General features: G+C 42.2%; 16 protein-coding genes. 10 read left to right on the top strand and 6 right to left on the bottom strand.

The window, feature by feature from the left end:
• Nucleotides 1–86: 86 nt before the first annotated feature.
• Complete coding sequence (gene upp / locus ACEN9X_RS15175; protein ID WP_413665943.1) at nucleotides 87–731, bottom strand: uracil phosphoribosyltransferase; 645 nt, start codon at nucleotides 729–731, stop codon at nucleotides 87–89.
• Between the two features lie 132 nt (nucleotides 732–863).
• Here upp and ACEN9X_RS15170 point away from each other — a divergent pair, with 132 nt between their 5' ends.
• The 6 genes from ACEN9X_RS15170 to ACEN9X_RS15145 all read left to right on the top strand — a co-directional run bounded on the left by ACEN9X_RS15170 (nucleotide 864) and on the right by ACEN9X_RS15145 (nucleotide 7,487).
• Nucleotides 864–1,361 carry a GNAT family N-acetyltransferase gene (locus ACEN9X_RS15170; protein WP_413665942.1) on the top strand — a complete coding sequence of 166 codons (498 nt, stop codon included), beginning with the start codon at nucleotides 864–866 and terminating at the stop codon, nucleotides 1,359–1,361.
• A gap of 10 nt (nucleotides 1,362–1,371) precedes the next feature.
• Nucleotides 1,372–1,851: a MarR family winged helix-turn-helix transcriptional regulator gene (locus tag ACEN9X_RS15165; RefSeq protein WP_413665941.1), complete on the top strand. Its 480-nt coding sequence runs from the start codon at nucleotides 1,372–1,374 to the stop codon at nucleotides 1,849–1,851.
• Between the two features lie 315 nt (nucleotides 1,852–2,166).
• Nucleotides 2,167–4,191, top strand: coding sequence for an excinuclease ABC subunit UvrB (gene uvrB, locus ACEN9X_RS15160; protein ID WP_413665940.1), 2,025 nt, complete (start codon nucleotides 2,167–2,169; stop codon nucleotides 4,189–4,191).
• Nucleotides 4,192–4,353: 162 nt separating this feature from the next.
• Nucleotides 4,354–4,608: a DUF4834 family protein gene (locus tag ACEN9X_RS15155; RefSeq protein WP_413665939.1), complete on the top strand. Its 255-nt coding sequence runs from the start codon at nucleotides 4,354–4,356 to the stop codon at nucleotides 4,606–4,608.
• Between the two features lie 16 nt (nucleotides 4,609–4,624).
• Nucleotides 4,625–4,921 carry a hypothetical protein gene (locus tag ACEN9X_RS15150; RefSeq protein WP_413665938.1) on the top strand — a complete coding sequence of 99 codons (297 nt, stop codon included), beginning with the start codon at nucleotides 4,625–4,627 and terminating at the stop codon, nucleotides 4,919–4,921.
• An 85-nt stretch (nucleotides 4,922–5,006) separates the two neighbouring features.
• Nucleotides 5,007–7,487: a hypothetical protein gene (locus ACEN9X_RS15145; RefSeq protein ID WP_413665937.1), complete on the top strand. Its 2,481-nt coding sequence runs from the start codon at nucleotides 5,007–5,009 to the stop codon at nucleotides 7,485–7,487.
• Nucleotides 7,488–7,701: 214 nt separating this feature from the next.
• Here ACEN9X_RS15145 and ACEN9X_RS15140 read toward each other — a convergent pair whose 3' ends face one another.
• Together ACEN9X_RS15140 and ACEN9X_RS15135 are read right to left on the bottom strand one after the other, a co-directional pair.
• Nucleotides 7,702–8,454 (bottom strand): glycosyltransferase family 2 protein, encoded by a 753-nt coding sequence (locus ACEN9X_RS15140; protein WP_413665936.1) that lies wholly within the window; start codon nucleotides 8,452–8,454, stop codon nucleotides 7,702–7,704.
• A complete protein-coding gene (locus ACEN9X_RS15135) occupies nucleotides 8,447–9,730 on the bottom strand; it encodes a glycosyltransferase (RefSeq protein WP_413665935.1) in 1,284 nt (427 codons plus the stop codon). The genes ACEN9X_RS15140 and ACEN9X_RS15135 overlap by 8 nt, the downstream gene beginning before the upstream one ends.
• A 37-nt stretch (nucleotides 9,731–9,767) precedes the next feature.
• Between ACEN9X_RS15135 and ACEN9X_RS15130 the strand changes: the two genes are divergently transcribed.
• Nucleotides 9,768–12,956 carry a S41 family peptidase gene (locus ACEN9X_RS15130; protein WP_413665934.1) on the top strand — a complete coding sequence of 1,063 codons (3,189 nt, stop codon included), beginning with the start codon at nucleotides 9,768–9,770 and terminating at the stop codon, nucleotides 12,954–12,956.
• Between the two features lie 88 nt (nucleotides 12,957–13,044).
• Here ACEN9X_RS15130 and ACEN9X_RS15125 read toward each other — a convergent pair whose 3' ends face one another.
• Nucleotides 13,045–13,536 (bottom strand): hypothetical protein, encoded by a 492-nt coding sequence (locus ACEN9X_RS15125; protein WP_413665933.1) that lies wholly within the window; start codon nucleotides 13,534–13,536, stop codon nucleotides 13,045–13,047.
• A gap of 215 nt (nucleotides 13,537–13,751) precedes the next feature.
• Here ACEN9X_RS15125 and ACEN9X_RS15120 point away from each other — a divergent pair, with 215 nt between their 5' ends.
• The gene (locus ACEN9X_RS15120) at nucleotides 13,752–16,019 is read left to right on the top strand and encodes an aconitate hydratase (protein WP_413665932.1); all 2,268 of its coding nucleotides are present in this window, start codon (nucleotides 13,752–13,754) and stop codon (nucleotides 16,017–16,019) included.
• Between the two features lie 436 nt (nucleotides 16,020–16,455).
• Here the strand turns inward: ACEN9X_RS15120 and nagB are convergent, their stop codons facing one another.
• Together nagB and ACEN9X_RS15110 are read right to left on the bottom strand one after the other, a co-directional pair.
• Nucleotides 16,456–18,375 (bottom strand): glucosamine-6-phosphate deaminase, encoded by a 1,920-nt coding sequence (nagB, locus tag ACEN9X_RS15115; protein ID WP_413665931.1) that lies wholly within the window; start codon nucleotides 18,373–18,375, stop codon nucleotides 16,456–16,458.
• 696 nt (nucleotides 18,376–19,071) lie between these two features.
• The gene (locus ACEN9X_RS15110; protein ID WP_413665930.1) at nucleotides 19,072–21,636 is read right to left on the bottom strand and encodes a kelch repeat-containing protein; all 2,565 of its coding nucleotides are present in this window, start codon (nucleotides 21,634–21,636) and stop codon (nucleotides 19,072–19,074) included.
• A 364-nt stretch (nucleotides 21,637–22,000) separates the two neighbouring features.
• Between ACEN9X_RS15110 and ACEN9X_RS15105 the strand changes: the two genes are divergently transcribed.
• Complete coding sequence (locus tag ACEN9X_RS15105; protein WP_413665929.1) at nucleotides 22,001–24,805, top strand: outer membrane beta-barrel family protein; 2,805 nt, start codon at nucleotides 22,001–22,003, stop codon at nucleotides 24,803–24,805.
• A gap of 6 nt (nucleotides 24,806–24,811) precedes the next feature.
• Nucleotides 24,812–25,591 carry a GLPGLI family protein gene (locus tag ACEN9X_RS15100; RefSeq protein ID WP_413665928.1) on the top strand — a complete coding sequence of 260 codons (780 nt, stop codon included), beginning with the start codon at nucleotides 24,812–24,814 and terminating at the stop codon, nucleotides 25,589–25,591.
• The last annotated feature ends 33 nt before the right edge of the window (nucleotides 25,592–25,624 follow it).

Below are 25,624 nucleotides of genomic sequence, written 5' to 3'. Positions count from 1 at the left end.
ATTTTTTATTCCCTGATTAAAAATTCAAAATTAAGAAATTCAATCCTACTAAATCCGAAATCGAACATCCGAAATCCGAAATCAAGCTACGCTTTCTCGCCAAATGCCAGATCCCCGGCATCGCCCAAGCCAGGTACGATATACGATTTGCTGGTCATTTCATCATCAACAGCGCAGAGCCACAATTTTGCTTTAGGAAGGTTAGCCTTTACGTGGGCCACACCTTCGGTACTGGCAATCACGGCGGCAATGTGCAGCTCTTTTATTTTGTATTGCGCCATCAACTCTTTACAAACAGCTACGATACTTTGGCCGGTTGCCAGCATGGTATCGCACAAAATAAAGATCTTATCATCAAGATTAGGCGTGGCGATATGATCAACCTGGATTAAAAAGCTGCCGTTACGTTTTATTTTACGGTATGCAGTGATGAACGCAGAGGAAGACCGGTCAAAAAACTGCATAAAGCCATGGTGAAAGGGAAGGCCGGCACGTAATATTATGCCCAGCACCGGCTCATCGGCAGGCATATTGACGCTGGCAGTGCCCAGCGGGGTTTGAATTTCTTTGGTTTCGTAATGTAATGATTTGCTTAACTCATAAGCCAGTATGCCACCCAGCCGCTCCTGGTTTCGCCTGAAACGTTCCTTATCCTGCTGGATAACTGCATCCCGCAATTCGGCCAGAAACTGGTTGGCAATGGTATCGGTTTTATTGAGGATGAAAATCATGCTTAAATTTAAACGTTTTTTGGCAATAGCATCATTATTTGTTTACTAAATGTCATATCGCCTGGCTAAAAAGAAATTGAATTTTGAATATATGTAGTTAACTACGTAGATTTGTACATAAATATTATAGTCATGAATACTACACCGGTTATCAGCCCATTAAACAACACCTATTGCCAGCAGGTCATTGATATCATTTTGCCGATTCAGCAAATAGAATTTAATGTACCCGTTACGCTTGAAGATCAACCCGACCTGCTTGACATTGAAACAAACTACCATCAAACCGGCGGCAATTTTTGGGGAGCTACCTATAATGAGCAGCTTGTTGGCACCATAGCACTTATTGCTTTTGAAAAAAATGCAGCCGCCATACGCAAAATGTTTGTGCGTAAAGAATATCGCGGCAAAGAGCTGGGCATTGCGCAGCTGTTGCTTGATAATCTTATTGCTTACTGCAGACAAAACAATATCACCTCCATTTATTTAGGTACGGTTGAAGTGCTGAAAGCGGCTCATCGCTTTTATGAAAGAAATGGGTTTACGCGCCTTGCTAAACATGATTTGCCGAAATCATTCCCACTTATGGCTGCAGATACTATCTTTTATGAATTACATTTGAACAACTAACAGCAGTATAATGAATGTTATTGACGAATCGGGAATTTTAGCAATTTCAACAAGGCTGCAGCGCCTGGCCGAGCAGTTACGCAAAGAGGGTGTGCTCATATATAAAGCCAACAATATTGAATTTGAACCCAAATGGTTCCCGGTTATTTACACTTTACATTTTAAGCCCCTTTTAAGCGTGGTGGAAATCGCAGCAGAAATTGGCTATACACACCCCTCTACCATAAGTCTGTTAAAAGAGCTTGAAAAACAGAAATTGATCCGCTCAAAAAAAGACAAAGCCGACGAAAGGAAGCGGCTTATCATGCTAACAACAAAGGGGCAGGAACTTATTGTGCGTATGAAACCCGTTTGGGAAATTATGAAAGCCGCTGCCGCCGAAATTACTGACACTCAAAACAACCTGATGAAAGCGATTATAGAAGCAGAAGAAAAATTAAAACAACAAAGCTTTTTGGATAGGGCGTTGCGCTTGAAAGCGGAGATGTAGTTGATTTTAGCTTACAGTGGTTATTACTTTCATCGATATTTAGAAGAAATAAAAAAACGCCGCCGCTCGGCTGGAGCCGAGCGGCAGCATGTGTTATCACCGCACCATTTTGCCTATCATCATTCTTCAATTAGCAATACATCATGCAAATCATATGGTACGGTGATAACACCGCACCACAGGCTCCAACTTGCAATTATTGATTGTAAATTATTGCCCACATCCCAACAATGTTGACATACGGTTGTCATTACCATGTACTTATTTTGATTTGCAAACCCTGTTCCTGGATTATTTGTATTTTTACATAACAACATGGATTTTCAATTAACATCTCAATATAAACCCACCGGCGATCAGCCCGAAGCTATACGGCAGCTGGTGGAAGGTATCAACAATGGCGACCCATATCAAACCCTTTTAGGGGTTACCGGGTCGGGCAAAACGTTTACGGTTGCCAATATTATAGCGCAAACGCAAAAGCCAACACTCATACTGAGCCATAACAAAACATTGGCAGCTCAGTTGTATGGTGAGTTCAAGCAGTTCTTCCCAGAAAACGCGGTGAACTATTTTGTGTCGTACTACGATTATTATCAACCTGAGGCATTCATCCCTACTACAAATACATACATTGAAAAGGATTTGCAGATAAACGAGGAGATAGAAAAACTTCGTTTACGCACAACATCTGCTTTAATGTCGGGCAGGCGCGATGTTATCGTGGTATCATCCATATCCTGCATTTATGGTATGGGTAACCCGGACGACTTTGCCGATTCGGTTTTTAAGTTTGCTGTAGGTACGCGCATCAGCAGGAACGCTTTTTTACATCGCCTGGTGGAGATTTTATACGCCCGCACCACCGCCGATTTTAAACGAGGAACATTCAGGGTGAAGGGTGATACCGTAGACATTTTCCCGGCTTACCTGGATTATGCTTACCGTATTTCCTTTTTTGGCGATGATATTGAAGAGCTAAGTGCCTTTGACATCGGCACAGGCAAAACCATCGAAAAAATGACGCATATGGTAGTTTATCCTGCCAACCTCTATGTTGCTCCACGCGAGCGCTTCCTGCAATCTATCTGGGCAATACAGGAAGAACTGGAAATGCGGAAAAAGCAATTTATTGATGACGGCCGTTTCCTGGAAGCCAAACGCCTGGAAGAAAGGGTCAACTACGATCTGGAAATGATCCGCGAATTGGGCTATTGCTCTGGTATCGAAAACTACTCCCGCTTTTTTGACGGACGCAAGCCGGGCGCAAGGCCATTCTGTTTGCTTGACTATTTCCCGGAAGACTATTTGATGGTGATTGATGAAAGCCACGTAACTGTTCCGCAGATCAGGGCCATGTATGGTGGTGACAGGTCACGCAAAATTTCGCTGGTTGATTATGGCTTCCGCCTGCCGGCAGCATTGGATAACCGTCCGCTTAATTTCCAGGAGTTTGAAAATCTGGCACCGCAAACTGTTTATGTAAGTGCGACCCCGGGCGATTTCGAATTGGAAAAATCAGGCGGTGTAGTGGTTGAACAGGTGATTCGCCCTACAGGACTGCTTGACCCTGTTATTGACGTTCGGCCGGTGATAAACCAGGTGGATGACCTGCTTGATGAAGTAGATAAAACCATTAAAAAGGGCGACCGCGTACTGGTAACCACCCTGACCAAACGCATGGCCGAAGAACTGGCTAAATACATGGACAGGCTCGGCATTAAATGCCGTTACATTCACTCGGAGGTAAAAACTCTGCAGCGTGTGGAAATTTTACGGGGATTACGACTTGGTGAGTTTGACGTATTGATAGGTATCAACTTATTGCGCGAAGGCCTTGATTTACCCGAAGTATCATTAGTAGCCATTTTAGATGCTGATAAAGAAGGCTTTTTAAGATCGGAGCGTTCATTGATCCAAACCATCGGTCGCGCTGCCCGTAATGACCGTGGCCGGGTGATCATGTATGCAGATACCATAACCGATTCGATGCAGATCACGATGGATGAAACCAATCGACGCCGCGAAATCCAGATTGCATACAACACGCAACATGGTATTACACCGTTAACCGTTGGCAAATCGCGCGAGGAAATTATGGAACAAACATCGGTGGTTGACTTTAAGGGCGGCGTACAACAAGCCTATGTGGAAACTGATGTTGTTACCCTTGCCGCCGATCCTATTGTTCAGTACATGACCAAAGCCGATCTGAAAAAATCGATCGACAATACCAAAAAGGATATGCTTGCTGCTGCGAAAAATATGGACTTTTTGCTGGCTGCCAAGCTGCGCGACGAAATGTTTGCTTTGGAAAAAATGATGGAGGAGAAATTTTAATTTGAAAATTTATTGATTTGAAGATTTGAAAACGACAATCTCACATTTTCAAATCCTCAAATTGCTTCATTTTCAAATTAAAACAGCATCAGCTATCCTCAAATCATAATAAAACAATTTTACCGTTATATACCTTATATTTGTAAGCTCAAAATTAACAGTATGATTCTTATTCGTTTCCTGATCATATCTATCTGTATATTATACATTATCCGCAGCCTGGCTCGTTACCTGCTGCCATTTCTTTTTGAAAGCGTTGTGAATAAAGCCCAGCAACAATATCAGCAGCAGCAACGTAATTACAACGAAGGCCCCAAATCTGATGGAAAAATCAGGATAGACCATATTCCGCAGCCAAAAAAAGGCAGCGTGCCCGACAGTGAAGGTGAATTTGTTGATTACGAAGAAGTAAAATAAACCTAATCAATAAATCATGGACACCAACCCGGTATTTAGAAGGCGCCAAAATCATAATAACACGCCTGAATCTTTTACACTGATTATTACCAACGTAATAGTATTTATTGTTGCTACTCAAATTTTTGCCAATTGCACTAAGATCAGTACCTTTTACTGGGTTGTTATGGGCGCATTGGGTGTTTATAACTTTTATAATATCCGCAAATTCCGCGAGGACTATGGCAAGGCGCAGGTTATTGCCTATGTAATATCTATCATTGTGTTGATAGCCATGTTTTTCCTGCTGCGCAGCCGTGCGCAAATCTGTTAAGTTATTCCTTAACAAAACTTATAATTCCTATTCTCATTGTAATTTCTATTTTTGAGGAATATAATATCCATTTCAAAAAATTTAAATGAATAACTGGTTTAAGCGTAACGGCATTCATTTTGCCATAGCTGCAATTTTCTTAGTGATCTGCTTTATCTATTTAACCCCGGCATTTCAGGGTAAAACTTTAGGGCAAAATGACGTTACAAGGGCGCAATCAACCCAAAAAGAAATTAACGATTACAAAGCTAAAGATACCACCATACTCTGGACGAACCAGATCTACGGCGGTATGCCAACTTACCAGATATGGGCACCCTACAAGGCCAATTTGACCAGTCACATCGTAGATGGTATTAATCACACCTTTCCAGCACCTATAGGTACAGTATTGCTGTTTTTATTAGGCACATACTTTTTATTCATTGTATTAAAGGTAAATCCATGGCTTTCTGCAGCGGGAGCGGTAGCATTCACGTTTTCATCGTATAACATCATTCTTTTGGTAGCAGGTCACTCAAATCAGGCATTTGCTATAGCCTTTTTTGGGCCCATACTTGCGGGTATTATTCTCACACTACGCGGTAAGCATCTGTTAGGTTTTTCAGTTACCGCGTTGTTTTTAGCTATGGAAATCAGGGCCAACCACGTACAAATGACGTATTACCTGATGCTGGCCCTATTGATCATGCTGGGGATTGAGCTTTACCACGCTATTAAGAATAAAACTTTAAACAGTTTCATCAAATCTGTTGGATATATAGCAGCGGCCCTTGCTTTGGCGGTGGCAGTAAACGCATCTATATTGTGGAGCACCGCCGATTATGGAAGCGAAAGTATCCGTGGTAAATCAAACCTTACCAAGCAAACATCAGAGCCAAATAACGGTTTACCAAAAGACTACGCTTACGAGTGGAGCCAAGGCGTGGGCGAATGTCTTACATTCTTAATCCCTAATGCTTATGGCGGCAGCAGTCAGGGTTCAATTGATCCGGATTCGCACGTAATCAAGGCACTAAGCGGTACTGGTGTTGACCCTAATCAAGTAATTGGAATTTCGGCCCGATATTTACCGCTTTATTGGGGAGACAAACAATTTACAGAGGGCCCGTTTTATTTTGGTGCTGTAATTTGCCTGTTGTTTGTGTGGGGCTTAATGATTGTTAAAAACCGTATCAAATGGTGGCTATTAGGCGCCGTTGTTTTAACCATGTTACTATCTTTTGGTAGAAACTGGCCTTACCTGTCTGATCTGTTCTTTAATTATTTCCCACTTTACAATAAATTCCGCGCCGTAGAGTCAATATTGGCCGTTGCAGGTTTCTGCTTCCCTATACTTGCAGTATTAGCAGTGAACGAAGCCATAGTGAATGAAGACAAAGCAAACTTGTTTAAAAAACTCAAAATAGCTTTTTACATCACCGGCGGTATTACACTTATTGTTGCAGTTGTGCCTTCATTACTCCTATCGTTCAGCGTCCGTGAACAAACTGCCGGTATTATCTCTCAAATAGCTCAGCAATTTAAAATCGATGGCGCATCCGTTACCCGCGCTTTAATTTCAGATCGGGAATCTATAGCACAAGCCGATGCTGTTCGTTCACTTATCTTTATAGCTATCGCTTTCGGTCTTGCCTGGGCATTTCTTAAAAACAAGATCAAACCGGGCGTCCTGTCAATTGGCTTCCTGGCGCTTATCTTAATTGATCTGTGGGCTATTGATAAAAGGTATCTGAATCAAGATAGTTTTGCACCTAAACAGGATAACGAAACCCCGCAAGCGCGTGAGGTAGATCAGTTTATCATGAAAGATAAAGATCCTGACTTCCATGTGTTTGACGCAACCCAATACCTTCCGGGTGATGGCTTTACACCATTTTTCTACAAATCATTAGGTGGCTATTCTGCAGCAAGGTTAAAACGCTGGCAAGAACTATTTGATAACCAGCTAACCAAAAGCATTAACCAGGATGTTTTGGACATGATGAATGTTAAATACATCATCAATTCTGATCCTAAAACGCAGAACGTGGGTATGCAGGTAAACCAAACCGCCTGTGGTCATGCATGGTTTGTTAAAAGCATTAAATATGCTGATAATGCCGACCAGGAAATGGTAGCCATCAGCAGCTTTACACCAAAAGATGAAGCTATTGTTGATAAACAATACAAAAGCGTTATTGATGAAAAAACTTTGGGAGCAGGTGCCGGTGAGGGTAAAATTGAGCTAACCAGTTACTCTCCCGATCATATGATTTATAAAAGCGGTTCAACGGCTTCGCAAATCGCAGTATTCTCTGAAGTATACTATAACAAAGGCTGGAAAATGTATATCGACGGCGTTGAAAAACCTTACTTCCGTGCTGATTACCTTTTGCGTGCTGCACAAATTCCTGTTGGCAATCATACAATTGAATTTAAATTCGAGCCGGCTTCTTATTACACAGGAGAAAAAATATCATTAGCAGGTTCAATCCTATTGGTGCTTGCCTTAGGCGGTGCTGCTTATACCGAAAACAAAAAGAAAGCCCCGGCTGCAAAGCCTGCTGATAAGAAAAAAGCATAAACAGCTTTGTCTTTAAAAGAAAAGCGACGGGTTGATACTCGTCGCTTTTTTTGTGAGATTTATTCAATCAGTTATTCCTTACGTTAGCGCAAGTCTTGAGCAGAGAGATGTGCGATTGCTGACTTGTGCTTTCCGATACACGCAGCCACAAGTGGGCCTTGTTCAGCCAACCACGCAACACTTGCGCCAGAGAAGAACATATTCTCGCATTCGATTAATCATTCGTCCTTCTGTTCCTTAACCAATACCAGCCTAAATTAAAGGCAATAACAAAATGGTTAAAAACGGTTGGTATCAAGCCATAATTGCGCTTCATGATGTCAAAGCGCTCCATCAAACTCTGTCGGTGCTTTTTCTTCGACATGCCGCCTACCAGGTATTTGGCCACGTAACGGTTAACGTTGACGATCTTCTTGGCTTTTTTTGCTGCGCGGATTATCCAGTCGATATCTGAGCTTAATTGATAACGGCGGTCATAAGGTTCGGCTAATGAACGCCTGATATAAATAGCCTGGTGACTGATGCTCATGCCATATTTAAAACCACGCCAGGTAAACTTAGCGGGGGCGTTATGCCGGCGTTGACCTAAACTATGTCCGTCATCGTCAATCATTTCGGTTTCACCATAATAAATATCGGCGTCATGTGCCGAAGCAAAAACAGCGGCAACGGTTTCGTGATCATAAAACTCGTCTCCCGAGTTCATGAAGATCACATAATCGCCGGTTGCCAGGGTAAGGCCTTTATTCATGGCATCATAAATACCCTCGTCCTTCTCGCTGATGAATTTGGTTACCTTGCTTTTGTACTTGTCAATTACCTGTAGGGTACCATCGTTAGATAAACCATCGACAATAACATATTCAATATTGGTATATGTCTGATTAATCACCGAGCGGATAGTCCGCTCAATATCCCTCACATTATTATAAACAATGGTGATAACGCTTAACCGGGGGTTAAACATTGTTACCTCCCGTGTTTAGTAATTGTTGATATACTTCGATATGTTTTTTGGCGATCACTTCTTCCGAAAATCTATCCATTATGGTTTGCCGTGCCTGCCTATTCAACTTGTCCTTTTCAGGATGTTTAATGATCCATTCCATTCCATCAGTAAAACTTTCGGACGAACGATAGGTAGCTAAGTAACCGCTGTATTGATGCTGCACCATGTCGGGGATACCGCCGGTAGTAAACGCTATTACCGGTGTGCCGCAACTCAGGCTTTCCATCACGGTGTAAGGCAAATTATCCTCAAGCGAGGGGATTAAAAAAGCATCGGCAGCAGCGTAATGCAAGGCCAGCTTTTCATCGTTATTGATGGTTCCTAAAAAACTGGTTTTAAAAGGGAAGTCGGGCAGGTTTTCTGTGCCGCGGTTCCCAAATACAACCAGTTCTACCTGATCTGTATTTGCACCTAAACGTTGCTTAAGTAATTCCATACTTTCCAGCAGGTATTGGGTACCTTTATGCAGATCTTTGCGCGATGGCATGAAACCGCTTAAAAAAATGAACTTATCCATTGGCAACCCGGCTTTTGCTTTTGCCTCCCATTTATCTATCGGCTTAAAAACATCGGTTTCCAGCGTATTCGGAATATTACATGTAGCTATATCCCGCATCAAACTGCTTTTCTTTACAGAATTCTGCATCCATAAACTTGGTGCTATGATGTTAAAGCCCAGCTGCTGGTAAGCTTCATTTTTTTGCTGCCAGATGCGGTACGAAATATCATTATCTCCTGCGTTGATCAGCAATGGACAATTGCCGCATTGTTGTTGGTAATGATCGCAGGTATAGCGCACATGGCATCCTCCGGTAAAGGCATTGCTGTCATGAAAAGTCCACACTACAGGCTTACCCAGCTTTCTAATTTCCGCTATATGCCTGGGATCTAAAAAGCCATGATTGATCCAATGCAAGTGAATAATATCTGCATTTTTAACATCAGGGTGTTTAATTACCGAACGACCAAACCAGGTAAAGGAAAATGGTGTGCGGCTATCGGGTTTTAAAAAGCGTTTAGCCAGTATGCGCTCCAAAATAATGGTTGCCGCCGTGTATGATTTTTGGATAACATTACGGTTAAAAGTCTTGATATCAGGATTATTTCCAAATTTATAATGTACTATAATTTTAGAATCGATATTTTGGCTTAGTAATGCCCGGTTAAGGCGCATGCAGGCCCTGCCCGCCCCGCCATTGCCGTCATACGTATTGAGGTGCACCACTTTTAACATGGCTCAAAAATACATTTATTCATAAAACTTAAACCATATGAAGAAACTATACATTGTATTGTTTTCGGCAGTATTGTGTCAAACAAATCTTAAAGCTCAAACAACCAGCAACTATTTTACTTCAAATCCTACCCTTACTCCCGACGGCAAAACCGTAATTTTTACTTATGAAGGCGACCTTTGGAAAGCCGATATTAACAGTCCGGCAGCAACAAGGTTAACAGCCATGCAGGGAGAAGAAACCAGTCCGCGGGTGTCGCCCGACGGGCAATGGCTTGCCTTTTCGTCAAACCAGTTTGGCAACAATGATGTGTACGTGATGCCCCTTGCCGGCGGTGACATCAAACAGCTTACCTATAACGATGCCGGCGATAATGTTGATTCATGGACCTGGGACTCGAAATCCATCTACTTCAACTCGTCCCGTTATAATGGTTTCAGCGAGTATAAGGTAGCAGCAACCGGAGGCACGCCTGTAAGGTTGTTCGGGCATTATTTCAATACCATACACGGCGTTGTTGAGCATCCGCAAACCGGCGAATTGTTTTTCAGCAATACATGGGAAAGTATCTATTTCCCAACCCGCAAGCACTATAAAGGTGCTTATAATCCCGATATCCAATCGTACAATCCTAAAACCAAGGCGTATAAAAAATATACCGACTGGCAGGGCAAGGATTTCTGGACTACCATAGATCAAAAAGGGAATATCTATTTCATATCCGATGAGGGCAACGAGGAATATAACCTGTACACATTTATCGATGGCAAAAAAACGGCTTTAACCCAGTTCCCAACCTCTATCAAACGCCCGCAGGTGAGTGCCGATGGCAGCAAAATTGTTTTTGAAAAAGATTACCAGATTTTTGTTTACGATGTTGCATCTAAACAAACACAAAAGTTAAACTTAAACCTGTTCCGCAATAATGTATTGCCTAAGGATCAATCGTTTGAAACAGGCGGTAAAATTGAGTCGGCAGCATTATCACCCGATGGCAAGAAACTGGCTTTTGTATCCCGCGGCGAATTATTTGTAAGTGATGCCGAAGGTAAATTCGGCAAAAAACTGGAGCGTAATACCAGCGAGCGGGTTACCGAAGTTAGCTGGATGAGCGATAATAAAACCTTGATTTTTGGTCAAACTTTAGGCGGCTTCCCTAACTGGTATACGATAGCAGCCGACGGTACAGGTTCTGAAAAACAACTTACCGGCGATAAAGGCAGCGACCGCCTGCTGAGCATGAACAAAGACAGGTCAAAAGCTATTTACCTGAGCGGTCGCAATGAGTTGAAATTATTGGATCTGAATGCGCTTACTTCAAAAACTATTGTTACCGACGAGTTTTGGGGCTTTTATAATCCGCAGCCTCGCTTTTCACCAAATGGTGAATATGTGGTTTACAATGCCTACCGCAATTTTGAAATGGATATTTTTGTTTACGAGATAAAAACCGGAAAGATCACTAATCTCACCAACAGCGGTGTTACTGAGGCTGCGCCGTTTTGGTCGCCGGATGGAAAGTATATTTATTTCACATCATCGCGCACACAGCCGGAATATCCTTATGGCTCAAAAGATGCCCATATTTACCGGATGCCGCTGCAAAAGTATGACGATCCTTTTAAGATGGATAAGTTTACCGCTTTGTTTAAAGAGGAGAAAAAAGATTCGGACGATAAAGACAAAAAGGATAAGGACAAAAAAGCGTCTAACAAAAAGAAACCTTTATCTGAGCAGCCTACACCAAAGGCACCCGATGATATTACCATAGATACCGAAGAACTGATGAAACGCCTGGAGCGGATCAGTCCGGAGTTTGGACAGGCACAGGGTTCATATGTAATTCAAAAGGGAGATAAAACGCTGATATATTATGCATCCAACCACAGCGAGGGCAAAGCAGCACTTTACCGCACCACCCTCGAAAACTTTGAACAGCCTAAAACAGAAAAAGTTGGCGGCGGCGATTTTGGCAACTTTGATATTTTTGGCAATGGCGATAAATATTTTATAACGGCGGGTGGCAATATCTATACATTAAACATTGATGCCAACAAAGTTGATAAAGTAGAGATCAATTACAGTTTCACCCGTAACATGGCAGGCGAGTTTGCACAGATGTTTGACGAAACCTGGGCCGGTCTGGATGAAAATTACTACGATGGTAATTTCCACGGTGCCGACTGGAAAAAGGTGCATGATACCTATAAAGCCTTTGTGCCATACATTACAAACCGTGCAGACCTTCGCCTGTTGCTGAATGATATGCTTGGCGAGCTCAACTCATCGCACCAGGGCTTTTACTCAAACGGCAGCGAGGAGAAAAAAACCATCTCCTACCGTACCATGGAAACCGGGATCATTTTTGATAATGAATCGCCATATAAAGTGAGCAGTATTGCCATCCATAGTAATGCGGATAAAGCAGGTATCGATGTGAAACCGGGCGATATACTAAAAGCAGTAAATGGTGTTGCCGTTGATGAAAAACAAGACCGCAACTATTACTTCAGTAAGCCATCGCTTGATAAGGAAATTGAGCTAACCTTTAACCGTGGCGGCAAGGATATTAAAGTAAAACTTCATCCCGAATCAACCGGCGATCTGTCGGGCAATCTTTACGACGACTGGATCAAGACCAATGCCAAAACTGTTGCCGAAAAAAGTAAAAACCGCATTGCTTACTCATACATGAAAAACATGGGCGACGGCGCTTTGCAAGACTTCCTGGAAGATATGGTTGACGATGCTTATAATAAAGATGCGCTGATCCTCGACCTGAGGTATAATACCGGTGGTAACGTGCATGATAATGTTTTGAGGTTCCTGTCGCAAAAGCCATACCTGCAATGGGCTTACCGCGATGGTAAAAAAACGCAGCAATCAAACTTTGCACCGGCAGCCAAACCCATCATCCTGCTCATGAATGAGCAAACCCTGAGCGATGGCGAAATGACTTCGCAAGGCTTTAAGCAACTGGGCCTGGGCAAGATCATCGGCACCGAAACCTACCGCTGGATCATTTTCACCAGCGGCAAAGGCCTTGTTGATGGTTCGTTTTATCGCATCCCGGCCTGGGGTTGCTACACCCTTGATGGTAAGGATATCGAAAAAACAGGCGTAACTCCGGATATCTATGTAAAAACAGATTTTGCAGACAGGATTGAAAATAAAGACCCGCAGTTGGATAGGGCTATTGAGGAGATTTTGAAGCAGTTGAAGTAGCAGTGGCAGGTTTTGTTGCAGTGGCGGTTTGGTTAGCAATAGTTTGCGGTTATCAACTGCCACTGCCATAAAAACTGGTAATTATATGTCAATAGTCCTTAATTATATTTTCAAATTGCACCGTTTTCAGCTTGATTTCAGCTGTTTTTGCGGTAGGAATTTTATTAAATGACCATTCTCCCGTATAAGCCTGGCCAGGATTTACTAACTCGTCTCCGATACCACGTTGATCTTTATCATAACGTAGCTCCTTCCCATCTTTGTCAAAAATTCGCCAAACAAATTCGATGTGTGATATGGATTCTTTGGATTTATTTTTAAATTTTATGACCATATGGGTCATCAACTCTGACTGTGTGAGTTTATAACTTACGATTGGGATTTGTGGATCAGGGTTTATACCCTTTTGGTGTTTATAACGACTCTCAATATCTTTCATGGCTTGCGTCGCCAGTTCTAAGTCGTGATCTATCTGCTTGTTCTTTTCTGCCTCCTGATCTTCGGGATTTTTTTGTTGAACCACAGTAATGCAGGACGAGAGAAAAATGATGGTTATAAAAAAGAAAAATAAATTGCGCATAGTGAAAAGGTTAAACGAAGATAATTTTTTGCACAAAAGAATTATATATTTTCTTTACCTATCATCCCAATCACTTATTTAGAACATATCCAAATAACATTTGTATAAACCACTAACCGCTTTCAAATGTTATTTTTTGTAAATTCGCCGCTCTAAGGCCAGTTAATGGGCTTAACGTCAATTTCTTTTACTTTTCACCTAAAAATCAAATACAAATGGCTTTTGATTTAGATATGATCAAAAAGGTTTACGACCGCTACAGCACCCGCGTTGAGGCTGCCCGTAAAGCGACCGGTAAACCCCTAACTTTAACCGAAAAGATTTTATATGCCCACCTTAGCGAAGGCGATGCTCAAAAAGCATTCGGTCGCGGGGTAGATTATGTTGACTTTGCACCAGACCGCGTAGCCATGCAGGATGCTACTGCGCAGATGGCCCTTTTGCAGTTTATGCAAGCTGGTCGCCCGCAGGTTGCTGTTCCGTCTACCGTACATTGCGATCACCTGATCCAGGCTAAAATTGGCGCTGTTGAAGATTTAAGTACTGCTGTTGACGTTAACCGTGAAGTTTACGATTTCCTGGCTTCAGTATCTGATAAATATGGTATCGGTTTCTGGAAAGCCGGTGCAGGTATCATTCACCAGGTAGTGTTGGAAAACTACGCTTTCCCTGGCGGTATGATGATCGGTACCGACTCACATACACCTAATGCCGGTGGTTTAGGTATGATTGCTATTGGTGTTGGTGGCGCTGATGCCTGCGACGTAATGGCCGGCTTACCATGGGAGCTTAAATTCCCTAAACTAATCGGTGTTAAATTAACTGGTAAACTTTCTGGCTGGACTTCAGCAAAAGATGTTATCCTGCGTGTAGCTGGTATCCTTACTGTAAAAGGTGGCACCGGCGCTATTGTTGAATATTTTGGCGAAGGTGCCCGTTCACTTTCTGCAACCGGTAAAGGTACTATCTGTAACATGGGTGCCGAGATAGGTGCTACTACCTCTATCTTCGGTTACGACGAAAAAGCCGCAGCTTATTTAAAAGGTACTAAACGTGCCGATATTGCTGAACTTGCTGACGCTATCGCTGAGCACCTAACCGGCGACGAAGAAGTTTATGCAAACCCTGAACAATATTTTGACCAGGTTATTGAGATCAACCTGAGCGAGCTTGAACCACACGTAAACGGTCCGTTCACTCCGGATCTGGCTTGGCCTATCTCTAAATTTGCTACCGCTGTTAAAGAAAACGGCTGGCCTACCAAATTAGAGGTTGGTTTGATTGGTTCATGTACCAATTCATCTTACGAAGACATTACCCGTTCAGCTTCTATCGCCAAACAGGCTATCGATAAAAAATTAAAAACCCAGGCCGAGTTTACCATCACTCCGGGCTCTGAGCAGGTGCGCTACACTGTCGATCGTGACGGTTACCTTGATACTTTTGCTCAAATGGGCGGTGTTGTATTGGCCAACGCCTGCGGACCATGTATCGGCCAGTGGGCCCGTCATACTGACGATCCTACCCGCAAAAACTCTATCATCACTTCGTTTAACCGTAACTTCGCTAAACGCCAGGATGGTAACCCTAACACCCACGCTTTCGTAGCTTCACCGGAAATTGTTACCGCTTTCGCTATCGCGGGTGATTTAACTTTTAACCCGCTTACTGATACTTTAACTAACGAAGCCGGTGAGCAGGTTAAATTTGACGAGCCACAAGGTATCGAGTTACCGGTAAAAGGCTTCGCGGTTGAAGACGCAGGCTACCAGGCACCAGCCGAAGATGGCAGCAAAGTTGAAGTTATCGTTTCTCCAACTTCATCGCGTTTACAATTGCTTGAGCCATTTAAAGCCTGGGAAGGTACCGACATTACAGGCCTGAAATTGCTGATCAAAGCTAAAGGTAAATGTACTACCGACCACATTTCGATGGCCGGCCCATGGTTGAAATTCCGTGGTCACCTGGATAACATTTCAAACAACATGCTGATCGGTGCTATCAACTACTTTAACCTTACTGCCGATAGCGTTAAAAACGAATTAACCGGCGAGTATGGTCCTGTTCCGGCTACTCAGCGTGCTTACAAAGCAGCAGGTATCGGTTCAATCGTAGTAGGCGACGAAAACTATGGCGAAGGTTCATCACGTGAGCACGCGGCTATGGAGCCACGTCACCTTGGTGTACGTGCTATATTGGTAAAATCATTTGCCCGTATCCACGAAACCAACCTTAAAAAACAAGGTATGCTTGGTATCACTTTCGCTGATCCTAACGATTACGAAAAGATCCAGGAAGATGATAACATCGATATCACCGGCTTAACAACTTTTGCTCCAGGCAAACAGTTAACCGTTGTATTACACCACAAAGATGGTTCAACCGAATCATTCCCTGTAAACCACACCTACAATGCGCAGCAAATTGAGTGGTTTAAAGCAGGTGGCGCGTTAAACATCATCCGCAAGCAAATGGCATCTTAATTTCGGATATTGGAATTTTGATTTTGGATTTAATATTTGAAAGCCTTCCCAAATGGGGGAGGCTTTTTTTTGTTGGGTAATAATTACAAACGCGTTATTGAGAAACATACAATCTTCGTTGGAATCCAAAGATTAGTCCCAAAACTATAAAGATTATACCAAGCAAGATAAAGACGAAAATGACTATTCTATCCGATTGTTGGTCCGTCTTCGTTTCTTCTGCTACTGCTTTTTCAACAGTAACCTTTTTTAAATCTATTGATTTAACTTTTGTTAACCTTGCCCTCATTACTTATAAATGTATTAATTTTTCATAAAAAAACGGCCGTATGGTAAACCATACGGCCGTTACAAAATGTAAGGACTTCTTGATAGCTTTAAGACTTACGAAGTTTTAAAAACTTCGTAAGTCTGGCTTTGCGTTAATATCTTTAACTTAAAATTTATATCTTACAAACGCTTCCATAGCTTCATATTCGGCAAGGCCAAGGCGGTCGTAGCGTTGAGCAGTGTCGCGCGTGCGGTCTTCTGCCCTTACCCAGAACTCCCTCGCATCATCGCCAGGAAATACCGGTGTATCTTTTTGCGACTGATGTTTGAAGATCGCGTTACGCTTGCGGATCACCTCCTGTGGAGAAAGTGGCACAGCCATTTCTATCTCGTAAGTTTCAAACTCATGCCATGCGCCGCGGTACATCCATAACCAGCAATCCTCTACCCAGGCTTCTTTGCCTTTAAGCCTGTCTAATGCAGCTAAGATGATTTTAAAGCACACGAGGTGGGTTCCGTTAGGATCGGCAAAATCACCTGCCGCAAAGATTTGTTGTGGTTTTATTTTCTGCAGCAAATCGATAGTCAGCTGGATATCTTCCTCGCCTACTGAATTCTTTTTGGTTTTGCCTGTTTCATAGAAGGGTAGGGCCATGAAGTGAATATGATCGTCCTGTAAACCTGCATATCTTGCACCTGAAATAGCTTCTGTTTTCCTGATAAAGCCTTTTACATTGCGGATCTCCTGGGTGTCAATTTCGTTTGGTTGTTTGGTTGGGAAAAAGGCACGCATATCTTCATATGATTTCTGAAGATGAGTAGTGTCTTCGCCAATACTGTTGGTAAAGTCAATGGCAAATTCCATGTACCTCAACACATCATCATCCCATACCGCGGTATTACCCGAGGTTTGGTAAGCTACGTGTACATCATGGCCCTGGTCTACCAAACGGATAAAGGTGCCCCCCATTGAGATCACGTCATCATCAGGGTGCGGCGAAAAAATGATTGAACGTTTTTTGGCCGGCAATGCTCTTTCCGGTCTTTGTGAATCATCAGCATCCGGTTTACCTCCCGGCCAGCCTGTGATAGTATGCTGAATTTGATTAAAGATATCAATGTTGATATTGTATACCGGGCCTTGCTCTACAGCAAGCTGTGCCATGCCGTGGTTATTGTAATCTTCTTCAGTTAGTTTCAGTACCGGTTTGTTAACCTCATTAGCTAACCAAATTACAGCCTTTTTCTTTAACTGGTTATCCCATACACAGTCTTTTACCAACCATGGGGTATCAAACCTTGTTAGCTCTGATGCAGCATCTGCATCCAGCACAAATTCTACATGCTGTGATAATTGCAGATAGGTTGCAGGTACTTCGCCCGAAATCTCCCCTTCTACCGCTTTTTTGATGATCGGAGCCTTCTTTTTGTTCCAGGCCATCAATATGATTTCCCTTGCTTTGAAGATAGTACCGATACCCATGGTAATAGCTTTGGTTGGCACATCAGCTTTACCACCGAAATCACGGGCGGCGTCACGCCTGGTCAGGTCGTCAAGCGTTACCATCCTGGTACCGGAGTTTGGTGCCGAGCCCGGCTCGTTAAAACCGATGTGACCTGTACGGCCGATGCCCAGGATCTGTAAGTCTAATCCGCCCAGTTCTTCTATCTGCTTTTCGTATTGTAAGCAGAATGCTACAACTTCGTCTTTATCCAGTGTACCGTCAGGGATATGAACGTTCTCCTTTTCAATATCAATATGGCTGAACAAATTATCGTACATGAATGTCACATAGCTTTGCGCTGCTGTGGGTTTCATCGGGTAGTACTCATCCAGGTTGAAAGTGATCACATTTTTAAAGCTTAAACCTGCTTCTTTGTGCTGCCTTACCAGTTCGGCATATACTCCGATAGGAGTTACACCTGTAGCAAGCCCTAATACCGCTTTTTCGCCTTTGGCTTGTTTTGCGCGGATCAGGTCTGCTATCCGGTTCGCTACTGCCACCGAGGCTTCTTGCTGGTTGCTGTATACGCTCACAGGTAACTTCTCGTAACGCGTCTCTTCCAATAAATTTAATCGTGCCATAATTTGTTCAAAACCTATATGTTATATGTTAAAGTTTAAAAAAGTCGCTATACAAAAAACCCCCGCCATGGGCGAGGATTTTTATCAAACCAATTAACAAAAATGTTTATCCTCACCGACATGAGAATAAAGTAAAGTGCGTATAATAATATGCTGTGCATTATCAATACAAACTTACTAAAACAAAATCTGAATCAAAAGAACTTTTTAAATTTTTTTAATAAGTATTTTATCCTGAAAGGTGTTGTTTGATGGGAAGTTTGGTTAAAATTTGCATTACAACAATTAAGTTTGATGTAGAGACGCATCACATGAGTCTTCTCGTGTGCTCAGATTATCGACTACCTATCAGCTTGTCATACGGGAGACGCATGTAATGCGCCTCTACGCAATTAAAATCACCAATCAATTGTTTATAAAAGGCAAAAGAGTTCCTGATGGGCAGGAATACTCTTTTTGCTAACCAATTATAAAACATAAATCATGAGTGGAGAAGAGATGCAGGGGTGGAGTCGAACCATCCGTTTGCTGCCGGCCAGCACCTGCCATTTAGTTTAAAAAATGAACCCCATTTGCAAACTAATCTGTTGCAAATATATAAATATTCTATTAAATCCATATATTTAGTAGTATTTATTCATAAAACATTAATTTTCTTCAAAACACACTTAATTATCAGGCTTTTAAATTTTTAATTTAGCGTTGGTCAGACTTATTGGAGCAGATTTTTTCGAAAGGAACAGGGTATTCTTCGCCCAATGATTTCTCATATTCGGCACTAAACTCCTCATAAATCTTGCGTGCATGTTCAATACCTTTAGTCCGGCGTAATGCTTTAAGCTTAAACTTAATCCCAATATCATTGAAGGGATCAATACTTAATACAATACGGGAAATCTCCAACGCTTTTTTATAATCAGCAGCATCGTAAACCTTTTTTATCACCGGTAAAATAACAGGCATCAACGCTTCCTCATATTCCTGTTTAAAATCGTCGAGCCAAATTTCAGGGATATGCTGCAACAAACCACCTCGGGCCACCAGGTCAAAGTAATTGAACACAGCCGGTTCGCTACCATTAGCTTGTTTAAGGGAATCCCTCACTACAAAGTAATCACAGTAAAAACCTTCGGTAATGATAAAACTATAAGTATCATTCAAAAAAGCAAGCTCCAAACCATCAATATCCGAAAGGATGTTGCGCAGGTGATTGATAGTTACCCCCCGGATATTCTTGGTTTTGACTATATCCTTATCAGGCCACAATGTAGTAGAGATCTTTTTTGATACCACCCCATTTTTTTCACGGCTGTTTAATAAAATAAGGATAAAAAGCTGCTTGATCTTTGGGCTAAACAAATACGTAATTTCCCGCTTATTTTTATCATAAACTGTAAAATCGCCCAACAGGTAAACCGCGTTGACCTTATTGTCTATCTCCTTTTCTTCGGCGTCTTCAATAACGGTCTCTCCATTTACAGCAGGTACAGGTTCTTCATCCTCTTTCTTCCTCTTCAGAAAAAATGTCACAATACCAAATAACAATACTAGTGCAGATGCTCCGCCTAAAACCCTGTATAAAGTAAAGGATTGTTTCCTTGGCTCATGGGCTGCCATATACGCTTCCTGGCTCACAGGTGGCGCAGTAAGCGCAAAGATTTTTATGGTTGATCGCGACGGGGTTTCAAACTCTTGTGTTGTGCAATAAAACACATCCTGCTTGGCGTTATAAAACAGGTTATGATCCGTCTCTATCCGTTCGGACACAACGGGAATAGTGCCACTTACAATCTGGTATGAACCATCCCTGATTGAAAACTTATATAAGCGCAAACTGGTTTTAGGCCGTTCATGCGGATAACATAGCACATACAGAAACTGCTTATCCTTTGAAACGATAAGGTTGTTGGCCGGTACAAAAGCCTCCTCATCGGGTTTAATCTCCCATAGTTTTTTGATGGTACGATTGCTAAGATTAACTCGGTACAAATCATAATAGTGCATCCCGCCTACTACCTGGTTGCCCGATTGGTTGCCGTAACCGCCAAAAATGTAAACTTCGTTATTGCTGTCAGCCGTACTTGCAGCCGAGAAAAACCGCGGATTAATCACGTCGCCGGTAAAGCTTTGCTGCTGCCAGGTATCTGTGGCTTTATCGTATTTAAAAAAATTATTATAGTATTTAAACGATCCGTACCCCCCAAACAGGTAAAAGTTATTAAAGTCTTTATCGTAAAAAATATTATGATGATGCCTTTGCTCCATTATGGTCGATTTGCCATAAAAATCCCAGTTAAGGCTGTCGAGGTTAAAAGAAGCGATACTTGGCGCAGGTTGCGGGGCCCTGAGCACTTCATATAAATAGCACTTATTTTCCTTAAGGTTTACAATGTTTTTCCCGAGGTGCAACGGCACCGCCAATTTATTTTTGAATGGCTTGGTTCCCACCGCGTCACGCCCTGCATCATAAAACATAAGCGAATCACTTTTAAAAATAAAGAACTGCTCATTTTTTTCATTAAAGTTGATCCCGGCAACCTCATTAAAAGTATGCTCAAACTTTTGCTTCCAGAAATATGACTCATTGATAAGCCATGCCGGGTTATCAACATGGCCCAGGTTATCACCACCGGCAGTAAAAACATCGTTACCCGTCCATTCACTAAGTGGGAATGCATAGCTTTTATCGTCATTGCTCACAACCAGGTTTTTGATGGCCATATTGGGCACATCCGAATAATGCTCGTTTTTGCCAAAAGTGATCTTTGCAGTTATTTTACCGGTAAAACCCAACTCGTTGGCCCGATACCATTTTCCGTTTACGGCGATACCTACCTTATCACCTTTAAGGTCAAGATCAACAATCACCTTAAACCATTTACGTCTTTTCAGCAAAGCATCAGGAAGAGGAATATTGAGCTTGTTGCTCCGGCTGTCGATATTGAAGTTAAGGAACGAGCCATGATCGTAAATGGCACTCAGACTGTATGAGTTACCTTTATCATCGGTTAAATTTAAAATGTAGCCAAGGTGCTGGTTGTCCCATAGTGAAAGATCGAAACTGATAACCAGGCGGTCATGAAAAGTTGGCAAGTCATCCTTAAAAACCTGGTACGAGGTGCGCTTGCTCATCAGGCTGTCGTTTGAACCAAACTGCAAACCCTGTCCCCTGCCTTTAATTGCAGGCAGCAGCATAACAAAAAGCAATATAAGCTTACATGCCCTTTTTGAAAGCACTAAAACCTTACTTTTTTTCACCATTTAAAATACATGTTTAAACTCGCTGACCGGACAGCGCCACAGGTTAGAATAATGTGCTAAAATATGTATTTTTTCGGGTAACAGGCGAGGTAGATTCGATCATTTATACTAATGGCATGTATTTTTTACCTGGCCAATTTGGATGTAACCTCATCCCTGTAACTTATAGGGCGAATTTGCGTAATTATTTATAATACCCGGGCTATCGGCTGTATACACCATGCTATCCCCACAGGAATTTAACACTTCCAACCACGACCAAATGTTAAATTTTGGCGATGAAATGTTAAATCTACAGTATAAAGTGTTAAATCCCTTGCACAACTAACTATTTAGTTATATTTTGGCTTTCATAATCGACCTTATGAAAATCACAATTATTGGACTATTACTATTTTTCGTGGGCGCAGCAAACTTATCAGCCCAAACCAATTACAACATTAAAGGAACGTTAGCCGATACCGTTTCAAACTCAAAATTAGCCAACGCCAGCATCAGTGTTATTACTGCAAAAGATTCTATCCTTCAAAAATTTACCCGGGTTAAGGATGACGGCACTTTTTCTATCGCGAATCTAAGCAAGGGCAAATTCATTGTTGTAGCTACCTACCCTGGTTATGCCGATTTTGTAGAACGTTTTACTTTAGATTCGGCACACACAACACATAATTTCGGCCGTATCAGCATGCTCCTTAAAGAAAGGCTTTTACAGGAAGTTATTGTAAAAGGCAAAGCGGCAGCCATTAAAATTAAGGGCGATACCACCGAGTTTAATCCGGCTGCCTACAATATCCAGCCTAACTCAAAAGTTGAAGACCTGCTTAAACAGCTGCCCGGCATTGAGGTTGATAAAGACGGGAAGATCACCGCACAGGGGCAAACTGTAAAAAAAGTATTGGTTGATGGCGAAGAGTTTTTTGGAGATGACCCTACACTGGTTACTAAAAACCTGCGTGCCGATATGGTTGATAAGGTTCAGCTTTATGATAAAAAAAGCGACCAGGCTGCCTTTACCGGTATTGATGATGGGGTAAAAGATAAAACCATTAACATTAAACTAAAAGAAGATAAAAAGAACGGTTACTTTGGCAAGTTGGACGGCGGCATAGGTACTGATGGTTATTACCAGGGACAGGCTTTATTTAACCGCTTTAAAGGCAAACAGAAATTTTCTGTTTACGGTACCCTTGGCAACACAGGCAAAACAGGTTTAGGCTGGGAAGATAATAACAAATACGGAGGCGGTGGCGGCATGGAATTTGGCGATGATGGTGGCATCTATATCTTCGGTGGCGGTGGTGATGACCTTGACAGCTTTGATGGCAGGTATAATGGTGAAGGCAAACCTGTTGCCCGTACCGGCGGCGCTCATTATGATACCAAATGGAATAATGATAAAGAATCCATTAACACCAACTATAAAATAGGTTCGCTTACTGTTGATGGCACCAAAAACACCCAACAGCAAAATAACTTCCCCGGTAACATATCGAATGTGAACAGCGATCAAAACAATCATAATTACATGTTCCGCCAAAAGCTGGATGTAAACTACCAGGTAAAGATCGATTCGATGCAGAACCTGAAGATCACTGCCGACGGAACATTAAAAAACAGTAATACCCGCAGCAATTTTGCCACGCAAACGCGTCGTTTAGATGGCAGCCTGATCAACAGCAACGATCGTGAAAATAGTGCCAATGTTGATGGCAAAGTATTTAATGCAAACGCGTTTTATACCAAAAAATTTAAGAAGAAAAGTCGTACACTTTCGGTAAACTTCAGAACGGCTTATAACGAAAGTGACTCCAAAGGTTTCCTGAAATCCAACACGCAATTCTATGACTCGGTTGGTACTTATATAAACAAAGACACCATTGATCAATACAAGGTGAATAAAACAAAAAGTACCAATATCAATACCAACATTACCTATACCGAGCCATTGGCCAAGGATTTCACCCTTGCCCTGAGCTATGCCTTAGCGGTTAATAACGCCACTGCCGACAGGCGTACGTTTAACAAACCGGTTAGCTCGGCTGCTATTTACACCGCTTTAGACAGTGTTTACAGCAGTGACTATAAACTGAACCAGCTTTCAAACCAGGGTGGTGCGGTATTTAATATGCAAAAGCAAAAATATTCGTTCAACTTTGGCACCAAGGTAGCCGGCGTAAAGTTTAAACAGGTTGATGAGTTTGGACGAATCTCTGACCTGGTGCGCAACTTCACCAACTGGTACCCGCAGGCTTCCTTCCAGTACAAGTTTTCCAAGCAATCAAGCATCCGTGTAAGCTATAATGGTAATACAACTCAACCTAATATCGATCAAATTCAGCCGGTGAGAATAAATACCGACCCGCTGAATATACAGGAGGGTAACGCCGATTTAAAGCCGTCTTTCACCAACAGGTATAACATCAGCTATAATTCGTACAAGGTGATCAGTAATCAATATATCTGGATCAGCGGATCATACTCAACTACCAGCAACCCTATCGTTAGCAATGTTATGCGCGATACTACAACCGGTATCAGCACCTATAAATCATCAAACCTTAAAAACAAATCAACCAACAATTTCTGGGTGAATACTTATTTTGAAAGGAAGATTCCGGGAATAGGAATTAATGCAGGCCTGGAGGTTTATGCTAATGGTAATACCTATTACAATATGTCTAACGATGTACTGAACGAAACCAAATCATATAGCTATTCGGGCAGTGTCAGGCTATCTAAATACAAGGAAAAGAAGTATGACGCATGGGTATCGGCAGGCCCAACTTATACCATCAACTCGTCATCGCTTAACACCTTATTGAATAATAATGGTCGCGGGTTTAATGCTAACGGAGGGTTTAATATCTACCTGCCCGGCAAATTTCAGATCGGATCGGACGGAAACTATACTTATAATGCGCCGACAAAATCATTCCCGCAAGATTTCAGAAGGTTTCTTCTTAATGCCAATGTATCAAGGACGTTTATGAAAGATGCCTTGAAAGCTACCATTTCAGGTAATGACCTGCTAAATCAAAATACCGGCTATAACCGCACCGGATCAGCCAATGTGCTTACCCAGGAGCGTTATACTACCATCAGAAGATATTTTATGTTCTCCCTAACATGGGATTTTAACAAAGTTGGAGGCGGCGCACCTAAAAAATAACCTATCATGAAAAAGATTTTAACCATAGTAACCTTACTGCTACTAAGCGCAAACCCTTTACTGGCGCAAGGCAACAAGCACTTTACATTTCACGGCACCATTGAGTATGATAAAACATCAAATATGTGGGCGCTGCTGCAAAAACTGATCAATAAGGATAATGAAACCTGGTATCAGCCCATGTATGATCAATACAAAAAGAACAAGCCCCAATTTAAGGTTTTGAAAAGCACTTTAAAGTTTGGCAATAACCAAACCCTGTTTACCCCCATTGAACCGGAGTACACACCCAACAATTTTGGCGACGAACTGCCGATGGCCATACAGAATAATACAATATACACCGATTTTAATACAGGAATAAGCACCAGCCAAAAAAGGGTATTTGAAGAAACTTTCCTGGTAAAAGACACCACAAGGCACATTAAATGGAAACTAACCGGCGAAACACGTGAAATTGCAGGCTATCCATGCCGCAGAGCGAACGGACTGATCCTTGATTCAATTTATGTAGTGGCTTTTTATACCGATGAGATCCCTGTTTCCGGCGGCCCCGAATCGTTTAATGGTCTGCCGGGTATGATATTGGGAGTTGCATTACCGCATGAAAATATAACCTGGTTTGCAACCAAAGTTACCGAACAACCGGTGGACGAGAAATCGCTCACAGCGCCTAAAAAAGGAAAAGCGGGTAATAACAAAAGTTTTCTTACTGTACTGCAAAACGCCATGAAAGATTGGGGCGAAACTTATGCGAAACAGTATCTGAAAGGGTTTTCTTTGTAGGAGATCCACAGATTTCTAAAACATGTCATTGCG

It is taken from the genome of Mucilaginibacter sp. Mucisp86, assembly GCF_047324315.1.
Taxonomy (GTDB): Bacteria; Bacteroidota; Bacteroidia; order Sphingobacteriales; family Sphingobacteriaceae; genus Mucilaginibacter.
The sequence above is the reverse complement of the archived record's forward strand: the minus strand, read 5'-3'. Positions and strand labels throughout refer to the sequence as shown.